We start from the raw sequence: 15266 nt of genomic DNA, 5'->3' as shown, positions 1-15266 counted from the left end.
TCCTCCTAACAGGTGAGATTGCGGCAGACTGGTCCTCTTAGCACAAGGATCAGTCCAGGAGGATCACGACTTTTCCAGTGCTCTTTCCCGACTCTGATAGCTCATGAGCTTCAACGATCTGGTCAAGAGGGAAACGGGCTGCAATTGTGGTCTGGAGCCAACCCTCTTGGAGTCCTATGTTCGTCGCCTCTACAGCCTGACGGTGGGCCTCAGCGCTCATGTTGTACACGAAGATGAATCGGATCGTGGCGGCAAGTCGGAGCAGGGGGAAGAATGAGAGGGTCGGTTCCGGCTTCGCGTCAGAACTGTAGGTCGCAATCACTCCGTTCTCTTTCAAGACCTTCATCGTTGTGCCCAGGTTCACTCCAAATGCAACGTCGATCACACGGTCGACGCTTCGTTCACTCGAGGCTCCCGTAGCCTCCTGGAGACGAGCCACCTGATCCTCTTTGGTCCGGTCAATGATCAGATCGGCGCCGGCAGCTTCAGCAATTGCAGCTTGTTTATCGTTGCTTATGGTGGTGAACACAGAGGCACCTCCGGATTTAGCGAACTGAATGGCGTGTGCGCCAACTGAGCCGGCGCCCCCAGTGACCAAAAGTTTGAGGCCGGACACCGGACCATCCGCGTAGACGCAGCGGTGGGCTGTGAGGGCGGGTACGCCCAGACACGCTCCAACCTCGAACGGGATGCCGTCAGGAAGAGGAACGGCATTAGCGCTCGGAACGGCCACATACTCCGCAGCGCAGCCCGTTCCGCCCGAGTGCAAAGCCTCGAAAATCCATACCCTCTCGCCCACCCTGGACGTAGACACGCTATCTCCCACAGCCTCGATCACTCCAGCACCATCTTGATGAGGGACGATGCGCTCCACACCTGCGGGTAGGGCCGTCCCGGCCCGCGCCTTTGAATCGGACGGATTGATGCCGATGGCGTGGACACGAACAAGCACTTGTCCCGGCGCGGCAACAGGTTTCTTCAACTCTCCCAGTTGCAAGACTTCCCTTGCGCTTCCGTTTCTCGTATACCAAGCTGCTTTCAAGTAAGCTCCTTCAAGTACTCATTCCGAGTCCGTCGCTGAGCGGTGCTCCATGCAGGAACAGGACGTGTCAAGTTGGCGTGGATCCCAGAAGCGGACAGATCAACCCGTTCTGTATGTCGGGATGGGTGAAGTGAAATCACAATCCTCTTATATGCAGGCTGATTGCTCTTAGCCGCCACGCTTCGAATGGGAACCAGAACGTTTGTCTCGGGATAATAAGCGGCAGCGCACTTGGGAGGAATCGTGTACGGAACGACCGCAAACGCCTCTGCTTTCCGCAACTCACCTTCAAAGTGGGAGTGAATATCCACGAGGTCACCTGCCTGCAGATGGCGACGTTCCATATCGGAGGGGTTGAGAAAGATCACACGCCTTCCGCCATAGACGCCGCGATACCGGTCATTGAGGCCATAAATCGTCGAATTGTATTGGTCGTGGCTCCGCATCGTCATAAGGATCAATTGGTCGGGATCTAGCGAGTCGTCCGGAACGGGACACACAGTGAACTGCGCTTTTGCGGACTCCGTCTTGAAGATGAGTTCGCGAGCAGCGTTGGGCAGATATAAATGACGTTCCTTGACAATGCGTTCGTTGAAGTTCTCGAACCCGGGGATCACTCGTGAAATCGAATCACGGATCAGGGAGTAGTCCTGTTCAAATGCAAGCCAACGAACGGGTCCGTCCGTCCCCAGAGTGGCATCGGCCAAACGGGCAACGATCGCGACATCGCTCAACAGATGGACGGACGCTGGTATTTCTTTCCCCGTTGAGGCGTTGACAATTCCCATGGAGTCTTCGGTGGTGACAAACTGTATCCCTGAGATCTGAATGTCCCTCTCGGCTCGCCCTAAACAAGGCAGGATGAGGGCCTGCTCACCGGTGATGAGGTGCGAACGGTTGAGCTTCGTCGAGACGTGGGCTGTCAACCGGCATCGCGTGATCGCATGAGCAGCATAGGCCGTATCCGGCGTATTGGATAGAAAGTTCCCACTGACTGCAAAAAAAACCCTCACATCTCCGTCGTGCATCGCGTGAAGCGTCTCGACTGTGTCGAGCCCCCACTTCGAGGGAGGAGTGAAGGAGAACTCTTTTGCGAGAGCATCCAAGAACGCCTGGGTAGGCCTTTCCCAAACACCCATGGTTCGATCACCCTGCACATTGGAGTGCCCACGCACGCAACATGTCCCGGCTCCTGGCCTTCCCAGATGCCCTCCGACAAGGAGAAGGTTTACCACCATAGCGACGTTGTCGACCCCATTGGGCTGCTGGGTTAGGCCTGTAGCCCAACAACAGATCGTCCCTTTCGATTCAGCACAGAGGCGACCAGCCTCTCGGACTTCTTCCATCGTCAGGCCGCTGGACTCGAGCAACATGTCCCAAGACGCCAGTTCTGCGTCTTCCCGTACAGCTTCGTAGTGCTCTGTATATTTCTCCACGAACTTGTGGTCGATGCCGGATTGGCGCCCCGCGCGCTCCTCCTCGAAGAGAAACTTCAGGATGGCCTTTATTGCCGCAACGTCCCCATTAATCCGCACCGGAAGATGCAGATCAGCCAGAGCAGCGCCGTCACCCAGGATCTTGAACGGGAATTTCAGCAGATTCGGATAGTCCTGTGGGTTAGGGTTGACCACGCGCATCAAACCCGTCTCCGGCAGGGGGTTGACAGCAATAATCTTGGCCCCCTTGCGCTTCGCCTCTTCAAGCGAGGTCAACATCCTGGGATGATTTGTCCCCGGGTTGTTACCGAGAACCAAGATGAGATCACAGTGCTCGAAGTCCTCCAGGGTGACAGTTCCCTTTCCAATGCCGAGACTTTCCACCATTGAAACGCCCGAAGACTCGTGGCACATATTGGAACAATCCGGAAGGTTGTTAGTACCGAATTGCCTTGCGAAGAGCTGAAGCAAGAAGGCTGGCTCGTTTGTCGTCTTGCCGGAGGTGTAAAAAGCGGCCTGGTTTGGGGATTCCAGGGAGTTGAGCTCCTTCGAAAGAACCTGGAATGCGTCATCCCAAGAGATCGCCTCGTAGTGGGTTGCACCAGCTCTGCGGAACATGGGTTCGGTAAGCCGGCCTTGCTTGTTCAACCAATAGTCGGAACGCGCTGCCAGTTGCTCGATGGAGTGTTCGCGGAAGAAATACCGATCGACCCTCTTGGTAGTGAGTTCGTCCGATAAGGCCTTCACTCCGTTTTCACAGAACTCAAAGATCTTTCTCTTCACGTCAGGGCTAGGCCAAGCGCAGCTCTGGCAATCAAATCCTGAAGCTTGATTGATTTTGAGCAGTGTCCGGGCTGCTGCGAACGCCCCCATCTCTCCAATTCCATACTTCGCCGTGTTCAAAACGGCTGGAATCCCGGCCGCCTCTTGATAGGCTTTGCCTATTTTGGTCCCTTCGAGCTCGATTGGGTTTTGCGCGCCAACTGCCAGAGCGTCAAAGGATGCATCCGCAATCTCACTCCTCGCTTTACCACTCGCGCTCTGCTGCCGCAAACTCTCTTTGGGTCGGTAGTGCCCATCCCGGCTTTGTTCATCGCCTTGGATGACGCTTGTTTCTAATTCCTTGGACACGTACCCTCCCGTCCCTTACGAATTGAACGATTGCTCGAATCAGTTCGCCTGTCGGGTAATCCGCGCTTACGTGCGGCCGGTTCAATTTGTTCGAAATGAGCAGGACAGATCCGTCCTGCTCGAAGTAATCCATAGAGTCTTGCTTAGTCGCCTATACGACAACCACCGGACTTGTACCCGTGAGTAGGCCGATGAATTGCAAAGCATATTCGGAGGCAGAGAATTGACTCTGTCCCGTAATCAATCTCCCGTCGATAACGACCCGAAGACCCTTCGGGGCCGCACAGGAGAAGATGGCACCCGCCTTCTCCAACGTCGGCTGGGGATAGTTCGGAAGGAAGTCTTTCCCGAAGGATTTCTCCAACTCCTGATCTTCCTCCAAAGAAAAGCCTGTAACGTGACGGCCTCGGATCCGATCCGGCGTGTTCGCAAGCGAAATCGCCCCATGGCATATCGCTCCGACTACCTTTCCCCTTGAGAAGAAATGCTCGAGGACCACCGTCATCTCAGAACTCGGAAAGAGATCGACGGCTGCTCCTCCACCGCCTGCGATGTGAACACCGTCATAACGGGTCAAATCCAATTCGGCCAAAGGTATCGTCGTCTCCATCTTGTAGACGAGTGCCTTATCCGACAAGAAACCCTTGCTGACGATATCCTCGGCTTCCTGGGAGTTGGGATCGTATGGATCGCTAAGGTTCAGGATGCTCAACTTTCCACCCTTCGGGCTGGCGATATCCACTTCCATGTGCCGCTCGATGAAATGCCAGTAAGGATGAGTGAGTTCGGCAAGCCACAGCCCCTGCGCCACACTCGTTGAAATGGCCAAAATCCTCATGTCTTCTCCAGTCGCCTCGAATGCCATCACGCATTGATCCCTAGCGCCTAAGCACAAGAGATAATGCAGCTTCATATATTGAAGACATGCGCCTGCATTGTCAAGAAGCGCACTTTTCTTATTTCCCCTGGTGGAACGTTTTCCGAAATCGTTGCCCGGCCACGCGCATCAGATCGCTAGACTACATACTTCAACAATGGAAGGCACTACAACAATGAGGAAGCTGGAAGGCAAGATCGCCGTTGTTACAGGAGCGTCAAAAGGAATTGGTGCAGCTTCCGCCAGATGCTTAGCAGCCGAAGGAGCTTCGGTCGTGGTGAACTATCACACGAGCAAGGAAGGCGCCGACGAGGTTGTGTCTTCCATTTTGGCCGCTGGCGGTCAAGCAATAGCAGTGGGCGCTGACGTTTCGAATGAACCGGAGATCGCCAAACTGTTCGAAAAGACAAAAGAGGTCTACGGCAGGGTCGATATTTTGGTCAACAACGCCGGAGTGTACGCGTTCGGCCCCATCGAGCAGTTCACCGCCGAAAAGTACCATCACGAACACAACCTCAATGTCCTGGGCCTAATTCTCACGACGAAGGCTGCCCTCCCCTACTTTCCAAAGGAAGGAGGAAGCATCATCAACATCGGCTCTCGCGTCAACTCGGTGGCCCCCGCCAACTCCATCATTTCTTCCGCAAGTAAGGCTGCCGTTGATGCGATCACGAAGGTCCTCTCAAAGGAACTCGGACCCCGTAAGATCCGGGTCAATTCCTTGAATCCGGGAGTGATCACGACCGAGGGCTTCATTGCCGGCGGCCTCGCGGACAGTCCGATGCAGAAGCACTACGTCGCGCTGACTCCGCTGGGCCGCATGGGAGAGCCCGACGATGTGGCCCTTCCAGTCGTGTTCCTCGCCTCAGAGGACGCCCGCTGGATCAGCGGTGAACTGATTCTGGTAGCGGGCGGAGAGTAGCGGGCGGCCTCCGACTGCTTCCGATTAAAAGTCAGATGTGACGCAGAGACAGATAGGCATGGGACAAAACATAACGACCAAAACGTTGTGGTGCCAACCAGTCGATCGTCGGCTTCTATATCGGAGGGTATTTTCAGCGACCTGAGATGATCCGGCAGGGCCTGGAGGAGATCGTCGACCACGTATTGAACGGAAGGCTGTCAAAGTGGTCGAGGCCCATGGTCTTCCTGAACGCCGCAAGACGACGGGCAAGGTTGTTCTCGAGCCCTGGACGGCGTCGTCCTAGCAAGCGAAGCCTTTTGTCCATGCCAAACAATCAATCAACAGACACAGGAGAAATCATGAAAGTCCTCTTCATCATTACCAACGCAAGACTTGGCTACTGGCTCTCTGAACTCACCCATCCCTACTTTCTTCTTAGCGAACGCGGCATCGATATAGACATTGCTAGCCTGAAAGGAGGAGCCACCACGAAGGCGGCGGAGAGCGATCCATACTTTGCGAAGTCGTGGGAGCCGAATGATCTCATGAGCAAGGGATTCCTCTCCGACAAGACCTTGGTAGCCAAAGTGGAGAACACACTGACTCTTTCGTCTCTCGATTTGGACGCGTATGACGCTGTTCACGTAGTTGGTGGGATCGGTGCTGCAGTAGATCTCTTCCCGAGTGAACAAGTAGGCCGCGTACTCGAACACTTCTTCGCAAAGGGCCAGCTTGTGGGCGCCATCTGTCACGGAGTGATTGCTCTTGGCAACACCCCAAACCGAATCAACGGGCGCCAGGTCACGGGATTCTCGCTGGCGGAGGATTTGGAGGCGGAAAAGCTCTACGGCAAAGACTTCATTCCGAACTATCCTCAACCGGTGTTAGAGAAGGTTGGCGCCACGTTCAGCCATGTGGAGCCATGGGGTGTTCGGGTCCAGGTAGACGGCAGAATGATTACGGGACAGAATCAGCAATCTGCTTCGGAATACACTTTAGCCTTTCATCACCTCTTGACAGGACACAATCCCGTACACATCGCGAAGTGAGCCCGCAGCTCAATGCTGAAACGGCATCGTGTGCTCTCATGCACGATGCCCCACCGCCCTTGAAGTCGCACCCCAACCACTCGACGCGCAATGCAAGGAGCCGCGATGAATTACCTGATCGTCTATGCCCACCCCGAACCAAAATCATTCTCCGGCTACCTGAAGGACCGTGCGGTTGAGTCGCTTGAGGCTGCTGGTCATGAAGTGATTGTTTCCGATTTATATGCCATGGGCTGGAAAGCTGTGGCAGACAGAGACGACTTTCCTGAGAACGATCCAAACGAGACTCTCTATTACTCGAAGGCGTCTCGAGAGGCTTACGCAGAAGGGAAACAGTCTTCTGATATTACGGAGGAGCAAAGGAAACTACTGTGGGCCGATGCCGTGATCCTACAGTTTCCTCTTTGGTGGTATGGTATGCCGGCAATCCTCAAAGGGTGGTTCGACCGGGTGTATGCTTTCGGCTTCGCCTATGGCCGGGGCAAGCATGGCGGCGGCCATTGGGGAGACCGGTTTGGTGAAGGAATCATGAAAGGCAAACGTGCCATGGTCGCGATGATGGTGGGCGGTCGGATGGCTCACTATGGTCCCCGCGGAGTTAATGGGAGCATCGATGATCTGTTGTGGCCGATTCATCATGGTGTCCTGTACTACCCTGGATTTGATGTTGTTCCGCCCACAATCTTCTATGAAGTTGGCAGGGTCGATCCGTCAACAGTAGAGGCGCTGACAGAGCACTACCTGGAGCGAGTGCTCAACATGGCGGACGCGGATCCAATCCCGTTCATTATGCAAAATGGCGGAGACTACGACGATGTTCAGGTTCTGAAATCACATATCAACCCGGAGATGCGTGGGCACGCACTTCATCAACACCATCCCGCTTTCATATCGAACACGTGGTTAGGTGTATCCGGGGACTACACACCTCGCCACATACCGCCCACATCACGTGACATAGAGAAACCCTAGGTTGAGAGAGTTGGCGTAGAGATCGACAGGAGGCCGCCGGGTATTGGGCTAAACCGTTCTTGTATGACGACTACCGTGCTGCATAGGGACTGATGAGAGCGACATGGTCGGGCCAGATAGTGGCCCGGCGTTCCTCCGCCACTGACCTGGGCTCTCCCCGACGCGTCGTTGGAACGCCCGTGTGAGAGTCGACTGGCTCGAGAATCCCGTTTGGTAAGCCACGTCCGGCAAAGGGAGCATCGAGTGACTCATCAGGACCTTCGCGTGCTCGATACGTTTATCTAAGACCCAATGATGGGCGGAAACCCCGAATGTAGTTTTGAAGGCTTCATGCCTTCTACGAGAGAGCGAGATGGCACGCGGCAGACACCCATAAGACGAAGAGAGCCAGTGCAACTACGATCTGTCCGAGCTAACGGCAAAGCATCGCACTGAAGACGTCCCTCTTTTGCTAATTTGTTTTCCCTCAAATCCCAATGAACATCTAACAGGCCAGGAACTGATGAATGAATGCAATAGCCATGCTTCCCTCCCCTACTGCACTTGACACTCGTTTGATCGAATCCGCTCGGACGTCTCCGACGCAAAACACGCCGGGGAGACTTGTCTCGAGAGAATAGGGCGCACGATCTGAAGGAAATGACCGAAGATCCCGGCCGGTACAAATGAAACCTTTTGAGTCCCGTTGTAATTCCCTTGGGAGCCACTTTGCGTCGGCATTGGCGCCGATCATTACGAACAGAGCCCCGGCTTCGCGCTCTTGAGTGACACCCGCCTGGGTAGTCTGAATCGTCAAGAGACATTCGCCTCCACCGACCGCTGCCACCTGAGTATTGGCCTCAACGCTGATGTTGGCTCTTCTCGCCAGCTGGTCGATCAGGTACTGTGACATCGAGGATTCCAACCCAGCACCGCGAATCAGCAGAGTTACCGCTTTCGCGTAACTCGAAAAGAACATGGCTGCCTGCCCAGCGGAGTTGCCACCTCCCACAATGAACACATGCTTGCCAACCACTGTTGGAGCCTCGGTTCGCGCGGCACCGTACAGGACACCCTTGCCAGTGAACTCCTCTAGGCCCTTCGCCTGGAGGCGTCGCCACTGTACTCCGGTGGCAATGACTATTGCTTTTGTATCGATTTTGAGATCACCCTCCAACGAAACGGTATATCCCGAAGCGCACGGGGAGAAGGTCTCAACCCGGCGCGTCATCACGATATCCGCTCCAAAGCGAGTCGCCTGTTTGAGAGCCCGAGAGGCAAGTTCGTCACCCGAGATGCCGTTCGGAAAGCCCAAATAGTTTTCGATCCTCGACGAAGTACCTGCTTGACCACCCGTTGCGTTCTTCTCTACCAATAGAACGTTCAGCCCCTCCGACGCACCATATACAGCGGCCGCTAGTCCCGCTGGCCCCCCACCGATGACAACGACGTCGTATTCAGTCCTGTGGGGCTTCGTGGCAATGCCTAGTGCATCGGCAACTTTTCTCACCGTGAGGGGATCATGGACAAAGACAGAGTTGTCAACAACCACAAACGCGCCGCCTGCTCTGGCAGGCCTGTCAACCGGAATTCTGTCGGGATCTTTCTCTCCATCAACCCACTCATATGGGATTCGGTTCAACGCGAGAAACGCCCTGATCTCCCGGCAATCGTCGTTGTACTGAGAACCGACTACAAGAACCCGCAGAGGATTGTTCTCGCGCATGTATTCGCGGATGGACGCCAACCGCTTCGTCATGGTCTGCACAACTAGATTTGTGCACTTCGGCGACGAATCGATCAGCTCCTTGAATTGATTACGGTCGAGCCGCACCAAGCGAGAGGGTTCGGTAGCACGGAGCGAAGCGATAGTAGGTGCATCCAGAAGTATAGGAGTTTCCCCATAAAAATCCCCGGGCTTGTAACTACCTCTAACCTTGCTTGCTCCGCCGTACTCCTTTTCAACGTCGACCGCACCTTCAAGCAGAACCAGGAAGGACGGAGTCTCGCCCTCTCGAATGATCCACTCACCAGCCTCGACATTAAGTTCCGCCACATTCGCTGCAAGCCTCTCGCGTTGAGATTCGCTGAGACAGTCAAACAAAGGAACCTTAACAAGATCTCCTGCGCTAATCATGTAAACACCTCCAATTCGGTTGATCGTTCAAAATCACAGGCCCCTTACGCGAGACCGAAATTGCTAATGAACTCGAATCAACTTCCTGTTGACGAATTCGCCGATACCTAAATCAGAGAGTTCGCGGCCAAAACCAGAATTCTTTACGCCGCCAAACGGTAACTCGGGAGCCGACATTGGGATCTGGTTGATGTAAACCATCCCCGTATCCAGGGCCCGGGCGACACGCTTAGCGCGCTCGACATCGCGTGTAAAAACGGAACCGCCCAATCCGTACGGAGAGTCGTTGGCCAGGCGAATAGCCTCGGCTTCATCTGCGACCTGGAAGACGAGCGCTACAGGTGCGAAAAACTCTTGAGTGTAGGCCGGATTATCAGGGCCAACGTTGGTCAGGATCGTCGGTTCAAGGAAAAATCCAGGGCGATCTACTCGTTTTCCTCCGAGTGCAATGACGGCTCCCGCGGCCACGGCATCCTTGATTTGATGTTCCACTTGGTCCAATGCAGCCTTTGAGCAGAGAGGGGCCATGGAACTGGATGCATCTGATGCATCGCCAACTCTCAGCTTCATGGCCGCCGAAGTGAAGCGATAGAGAAACTCTGCCGCAATGTCATCAACCAAGACGAATCTCTTGGCTGCGATGCACGACTGCCCAGCATTATGAAATCGGCCTTTGATCGCCCATTCAATCGCCTGATTGAGATCTGCGTCCTCAAGGACGATGAAGGCATCGCTTCCGCCCAGCTCCATTGTGCTTTTCTTGAGCGCCTTCCCGGCTTCGGCAGCGACTGCGGAACCCGCCCGCTCACTGCCCGTGAGAGCCACCCCTCGCACGCGTGCATCTGAGATCGCCGAGGCGGCCTGTTCGTTCGACAGGAAAACATTCGAATAAGTACCAAGAGGAGCGCCTGCGTCAATGAATAGTTTTTCGAAGGCGAGCGCGCATTGGGGAACGTTCGGCGAATGTTTGACGATCAGGGTGTTTCCCGCCATCAAATTCGGACCTGCGACGCGGGCTAGCTGGTAGTAGGGAAAGTTCCAGGGCTCAACGCAAAACAGAACACCCAGCGGCTCCGTCTCCACGATCGCCTCTACATTGGCAACTTCAATCTTCTTAGGAGAGAGAAAGGACACAGCATTCGTCGCGTAGTAATCCAAAATATCCGCGCAGAGGTCAACCTCAACAAGAGCTTCGCCATGAAGCTTGCCCATCTCTTGTGTGGCAAACGAGGCAAATAGCTCCCTATCTTGTCGCAGGATCTCGGCGGCCCGAGAGATCAATGAGGCCCGTTCCGCAATCGGCTTTGACCGCCAGACATGATAAGTCTCGTGGGCTGTGGTTATGATTGCCTCGAGTTCATGGTCTGTGTGGCTATCAAAGGTGGCGAGGATCTCTTCGGTGCTGGGGTTGATCGATTGATACGTCATATGAACATCTTTCAAGGGCGGTCTAGGTGAATTTAACCAGACGATCCAAGGGAGAACGCCAAAATCCGAGATGATGGCTGCTGTTGTGCATCTCGCCGCAACGCTCGGCTACTGTTACTTCAAATTATGAAGTTTTCGCGTAACCGGCGTCAACCTTCTTTCGGGGGGGCGCTAATCTGCCCAAAAGTGCCGCAAAGCGTCTTTTTATCTGTCAGACTCTTCAGAGCTCTTCGGAAGGGCGTTGTTGTTGCGCGGATATGCGCTGAGTCTTTTCCCCGATGTCTTCTGATAGATAGTGAAAGATGGGTCCACCAGATCACCCCACTTGATGTTCCAGTTCCCGGCTGCAAAAAGGACAGCGTCGAGGTCCCTTCCCTTTGCTGTTGCAAAATATTCGTAGCGCAGGGGGTGCTCACTGTACAAGCGACGCTCGATAATGCCATCGCGTTAAAGTCGCCTCAATCGTGAACTGAGTAGAGGAGACCCGATTTTAGTTTGGGCATCGATATCCTGGAATCGCCTTACATTCATGCTCAGTTCCCGCATGATCAGCAGAGCGTGCCTGTCGATGATCTGTCGGAGGCTATTTGCAAAACGCCTCGCTTCCAAGTGGTCCTTCGAGGTTGCCGAAGACTCTCCTAACTTGGCTTTCTTAGTGTCTCTTTTTTTGGAAGGCACAGTCACACTATAGAGGATGCGCTTGCCGTATGCCGGAGCGCAATTTAAATGATCCTGCCGCATTACGGCAATCTTTCATACGCAATGAATACCTGAACCCCTTCCTTCTGTTAGCCAAGTCGCCTCCGTGCAGCCTGCACTATCCGGTGCCAATCCTTGCCTTCGAAAAGCCTTCGCCCCCCCGAAAGAGGGGGCGGAAGTATACTAAAAGGAGGGAACTGCTTAAAAGGAAGATGCTCGTCCGCGCAAGCTTCCCAACAGAGGGCTATCAATGAGCTGGGGAAGCACTTCCGAGAGTTTTTGCAACATAGCGCGTTCTCTCTCCGTAGTTGGAGACCGTTGGACGTTGCTTATCATGCGGGAAATTAGCCTTAAGGTGCGTCGGTTCGAAGAGATCCAGGCGCAGACGGGAATGTCATCTCACCTTCTCGCCAACCGCCTCAAGCGCCTTGAAGAAGACAAGATCATTGAGCGAAGGGTCTACAGCGCTCGGCCGCTTCGACATGAATACTTCGCGACGGATAAAGGAAGAGATCTGGACGCCGTCATCCTCTCTCTTCGCAATTGGGATCTGCGTTGGGGGGGGTCCGACGGCAAGGGGGCGGCAGCCGTCGCGATAACGGATAAGAGGACCGGGAAGGCGATTGACGGAACATGGCATAACCCGACCGGCGAATCCTTCAGCTTCGCGAACACGACGTCGGTGATGAGTGAAGCATGGAGGGCCGAGCGGGAAGCCAACGCTGCTGCGTTTTACGCTGCGAAGAAGCTTTCGCCGGCACGCCTCGCCAAATCCGCGGCTACGGCTAAATCCGCGAAAAAGGTGCCAACCTCCAAGACCGTAAGCAAGAAATCGGCCAGCCGTAAGGTCGCGACGTCCACGATCGCTGCTCGAAAGGCCGCCACCAAAAAGTCCTCAAAGGCCAAGCGAAGCGCCTGACTTGGTCGTTCAAAGACGGGTATCCACGCGAACTTCAATGGACATTCCGGGAACTAACGAGGTTCGCTGCCTCCCACTCGATATTCGGACCCGCACCGGCACTCGCTGCACAACTTTTACGTAGTTGCCCGTGGCATTTTCCGGCGGGAGCAAGGCGTATTTGGCCCCAGTCGCTCCCCCAAGACTTTCTACGGTTCCGGACAAGTCTTCACCAGATGAGTCGATGTGGATTGTTGCAGTCTGCCCTATTTTCATACGTTGAAGCTGCGTCTCTTTGAAATTTGCGATCGCCCAGATCTCATCGGGGGGTGTGAGGGTGAGAATAAGACTGCCGGCCGAGATCCTCTGGCCGACCTCTATTTGTTTACGTCCGATCACTCCGTCGACGGGCGCGACAATCTCGGTATAGCTCAAATTGAGCACCGCATCCTTCAACGACGCCTTCGTCTTTCTGAGATCTCCGTTGACGCGCAACACGTTTGCCCGAGCGGATGCAATCTGTTGCGGCGCAGTCTGCGCCGCCAAAACATCACTTTTTCTCTCCGTAATGCGTTGGGCTGCCGAAGCGATATGCTGGCGGGCGGCCGACAGATTAGCCTCCGCAGCCCTTAACTGGGCTTCGGCCGTCGCCGCCTCGGTCGCCCTCTGATCGTATTCGGATTGGGAGATCTCGTGGCTCTCAAACAACGCGAGGTATCGTTTGCGGTCGTCCTCTGCCCTTTTGAACACAGCATTGCTTTGCGTTACTGCAGCTGCAGCAGCTAGAGATTGCGCCTCGGCGGTGTCTTTTTCGGCCTGCGCTTCGTCGACAGCCGCCTTTGCAACAGAGAGCCGGCTGACCGAGGTCGCTTCTGAGATGTCAACGTTCAGCTTGGCCGAACTCAACTGGGCTTCTGTCGACTGGACATCGCCTTGAAGTCGGTCGACCGTGGGTTCGTAGTCATTTGAGTCAAGTCTCGCCAGAACTGTACCTGCTTTGACGAAATGAGTATCATCCACGATCGGATTCACCCATACGATTGTTCCCGACACACGGGCGTTCAACGGATGGATATGGCCATCGATCTGCGCATCATTGGTGCTGACACTACCGGGCGCGATGAACCACACGGCGAGGGCCAGAATTGCGATTGCGACAAGGCTGCCGACGATGAGACGGCGAGGAAGCGACGTTTGGTTGGGTGAGTCCTGAGCGGCCATTACCGAACTCCAAGGTACGTGAGATAGTTAGCTTCGGCGGTCCCAGTCGCCCGGATGAGCATCAGTTTTGCCAAGGAGTGCGAATAAATACTCGCGATGCGGTTATCTTCCGCTTCAGCAACGTCCTGTTGTGCCTGAACGAGTTCGACGCTGTTTGTGACGCCATTTTCAAAACGGTCCCTGGCTTGTCTCAGGCCTTCTTGAGCAAGTGTCACGTTATCGACAGCAACTTCGACACTCGTCTCAGACGCCTTTAGATCCAACATCGCGGTGCGTACATCGTAGATTGCGCGTGCTTGAATATCCGCGAGTTCGGCTTCTCGCCGCTCTAGAGCCGCCTTAGCGGTAAGGACATCCGACTCGATTCTCCTGCCTGTAAACAGAGGCACCGAGATGCGGGCTCCGACCTGGTAATCCGCAATGCTGCGGGAGTAGTTGAACCCAGTCTCGCCAGCACTCGCTCTGATATCGACAGTGGGTAACCGTTCCGCAGACTGTGCTTTAACGTTCTGAACCGCCTCGCCCACTCTCGCAATAGCGGCTCTGATATCTTGACGCTGGTTCTCTACGACTGCCGTCAAATCATCAAGCGACTGATCCGGCGCAGGGGTGTAGGTGAGCCCATCTGTCAAGCGGAATTCTTGAGCGAGCGGAAGACCAATGATTCGTGTAAGCGCTAGCTTGTCTTTTTCATAATTAGCGACAGCGATGGCCAACCGCTGTTCCGCAGAGCGTCGAACAACCTCCGCTCGTATGCCTTCGATCTGGGGTGAGACTTGGTGGGTCACCCGATCACGCACAAGATGTTCAGTCGCCACTGCGGTTGCAAGCTGTGCCCTTGCGGTGTCCAATCGTACTTGTCCCGCCGCCACCAGCAGGTAAGAGCTGGTCGCGGCGAGGACAACGATGTTGCGAGCATCCGCGAATTCTGCCGAACTCGCTTCTACATTCTTCCTGGCCGCGGCAACCTCGTGCGATGCAGGCACATCCAGTAGGCGCTGACTAATGTTTACATGAGCCGTTTGGAAGTTGTAGGCGGGAGTTGTGACGTTCAGTCCAATGGAGTTCTCAACAAGATTCTGATACGTCTGGGCAGAGTCAGCAGTCAGTTGAGGTAATAGCGAAGAGAGAGCTCGCATGCGCGCCGCCCGGGCTTGAGCGTGATCCTTCTCTGTGTCGATCAAACCAAGATTCGCTCTAAGGGCGCGCAAAACTGAATCATGAAGCCCCAACGGGAGAATCCCAGGAACGACTGGACCGGTGGGAACACTTCCTAGATAGGGGTTCTGCGCTTGCACCGCTAACGCACTCGGATTTGTAGTATTGGATCCTGGGTCAAAGGGTCGAGGGGTATTGATCGAGTTCGCCCCCCCGGCCGTTCCTTGACTCTGTGCCCGCCCTACCACAGCCGCGAGCGAGAGCGCGCAACAGAGGCAAATGCTCCGCGTTTTGATATTTTGCTTCATCTGTGAGGGCTGTATCCAAGGGTCGCG

At 55.0% G+C, this 15266-nt stretch carries 13 protein-coding genes; 4 read left to right on the top strand and 9 right to left on the bottom strand.

The annotated features are described in order from the left end of the window. Positions 1–49 precede the first annotated feature (49 nt). From GRAN_RS21380 to GRAN_RS21370, 3 genes are all read right to left on the bottom strand, one after another. On the bottom strand, positions 50–1042 hold the full coding sequence (locus GRAN_RS21380; RefSeq protein WP_128915028.1) for an NADPH:quinone reductase: 993 nt from the start codon (positions 1040–1042) through the stop codon (positions 50–52). Next, the gene (locus GRAN_RS21375) at positions 1039–3609 is read right to left on the bottom strand and encodes an FdhF/YdeP family oxidoreductase (protein WP_241655056.1); all 2571 of its coding nucleotides are present in this window, start codon (positions 3607–3609) and stop codon (positions 1039–1041) included. Before GRAN_RS21375 ends, GRAN_RS21380 begins: the two co-directional genes overlap by 4 nt. Before the next feature lie 151 nt (positions 3610–3760). Further along, positions 3761–4447 carry a type 1 glutamine amidotransferase domain-containing protein gene (locus GRAN_RS21370; protein ID WP_161571092.1) on the bottom strand — a complete coding sequence of 229 codons (687 nt, stop codon included), beginning with the start codon at positions 4445–4447 and terminating at the stop codon, positions 3761–3763. Positions 4448–4661: 214 nt separating this feature from the next. Between GRAN_RS21370 and GRAN_RS21365 the strand changes: the two genes are divergently transcribed. The 3 genes from GRAN_RS21365 to GRAN_RS21355 all read left to right on the top strand — a co-directional run bounded on the left by GRAN_RS21365 (position 4662) and on the right by GRAN_RS21355 (position 7411). Then, positions 4662–5408 carry an SDR family NAD(P)-dependent oxidoreductase gene (locus GRAN_RS21365; protein ID WP_128915026.1) on the top strand — a complete coding sequence of 249 codons (747 nt, stop codon included), beginning with the start codon at positions 4662–4664 and terminating at the stop codon, positions 5406–5408. Positions 5409–5749: 341 nt separating this feature from the next. Next, a complete protein-coding gene (locus GRAN_RS21360) occupies positions 5750–6439 on the top strand; it encodes a type 1 glutamine amidotransferase domain-containing protein (protein ID WP_161571091.1) in 690 nt (229 codons plus the stop codon). Positions 6440–6544: 105 nt separating this feature from the next. Then, a complete protein-coding gene (locus GRAN_RS21355) occupies positions 6545–7411 on the top strand; it encodes an NAD(P)H-dependent oxidoreductase (RefSeq protein ID WP_128915024.1) in 867 nt (288 codons plus the stop codon). Between the two features lie 48 nt (positions 7412–7459). On the opposite strand, the gene GRAN_RS27130 is transcribed toward GRAN_RS21355, so the two are convergent. The 4 genes from GRAN_RS27130 to GRAN_RS27125 all read right to left on the bottom strand — a co-directional run bounded on the left by GRAN_RS27130 (position 7460) and on the right by GRAN_RS27125 (position 11390). After that, a complete protein-coding gene (locus GRAN_RS27130) occupies positions 7460–7807 on the bottom strand; it encodes a helix-turn-helix transcriptional regulator (protein WP_128915023.1) in 348 nt (115 codons plus the stop codon). Positions 7808–7895: 88 nt separating this feature from the next. Further along, a complete protein-coding gene (locus GRAN_RS21345) occupies positions 7896–9527 on the bottom strand; it encodes an FAD-dependent oxidoreductase (RefSeq protein ID WP_128915022.1) in 1632 nt (543 codons plus the stop codon). Positions 9528–9590: 63 nt separating this feature from the next. Next, the gene (locus GRAN_RS21340; RefSeq protein ID WP_241655055.1) at positions 9591–10970 is read right to left on the bottom strand and encodes an NAD-dependent succinate-semialdehyde dehydrogenase; all 1380 of its coding nucleotides are present in this window, start codon (positions 10968–10970) and stop codon (positions 9591–9593) included. A gap of 189 nt (positions 10971–11159) precedes the next feature. Then, entirely contained in the window at positions 11160–11390 is a 231-nt protein-coding gene (locus GRAN_RS27125; RefSeq protein WP_421800870.1) for a winged helix-turn-helix transcriptional regulator, read from the bottom strand. Between the two features lie 514 nt (positions 11391–11904). On the opposite strand from GRAN_RS27125, the gene GRAN_RS21330 reads away from it, so the two are divergent. Further along, on the top strand, positions 11905–12573 hold the full coding sequence (locus tag GRAN_RS21330) for a winged helix-turn-helix transcriptional regulator (RefSeq protein WP_128915021.1): 669 nt from the start codon (positions 11905–11907) through the stop codon (positions 12571–12573). A gap of 9 nt (positions 12574–12582) precedes the next feature. Here the strand turns inward: GRAN_RS21330 and GRAN_RS21325 are convergent, their stop codons facing one another. Next, positions 12583–13773 (bottom strand): HlyD family secretion protein, encoded by a 1191-nt coding sequence (locus GRAN_RS21325; protein ID WP_128915020.1) that lies wholly within the window; start codon positions 13771–13773, stop codon positions 12583–12585. Next, positions 13773–14957, bottom strand: a complete 1185-nt coding sequence (locus tag GRAN_RS21320; RefSeq protein WP_161571088.1) for a TolC family protein — start codon at positions 14955–14957, stop codon at positions 13773–13775. The genes GRAN_RS21325 and GRAN_RS21320 overlap by 1 nt, the downstream gene beginning before the upstream one ends. Positions 14958–15266 lie beyond the last annotated feature (309 nt).

This window comes from Granulicella sibirica, assembly GCF_004115155.1.
Classification (GTDB): domain Bacteria; phylum Acidobacteriota; class Terriglobia; order Terriglobales; family Acidobacteriaceae; genus Edaphobacter; species Edaphobacter sibiricus.
Note: the sequence above shows the minus strand (reverse complement) of the source record. Positions and strands in the feature narration are given on the sequence as shown.

Coding starts and splice junctions, on each gene's coding strand:
- GRAN_RS21355 (WP_128915024.1), top strand. CDS start 6,545: ATGAATTACCTGATCGTCTATGCCCACCCCGAACCAAAATCATTCTCC.
- GRAN_RS21325 (WP_128915020.1), bottom strand. CDS start 13,773: ATGGCCGCTCAGGACTCACCCAACCAAACGTCGCTTCCTCGCCGTCTC.
- GRAN_RS21345 (WP_128915022.1), bottom strand. CDS start 9,527: ATGATTAGCGCAGGAGATCTTGTTAAGGTTCCTTTGTTTGACTGTCTC.
- GRAN_RS21370 (WP_161571092.1), bottom strand. CDS start 4,447: ATGAGGATTTTGGCCATTTCAACGAGTGTGGCGCAGGGGCTGTGGCTT.
- GRAN_RS21365 (WP_128915026.1), top strand. CDS start 4,662: ATGAGGAAGCTGGAAGGCAAGATCGCCGTTGTTACAGGAGCGTCAAAA.
- GRAN_RS21360 (WP_161571091.1), top strand. CDS start 5,750: ATGAAAGTCCTCTTCATCATTACCAACGCAAGACTTGGCTACTGGCTC.
- GRAN_RS21330 (WP_128915021.1), top strand. CDS start 11,905: ATGAGCTGGGGAAGCACTTCCGAGAGTTTTTGCAACATAGCGCGTTCT.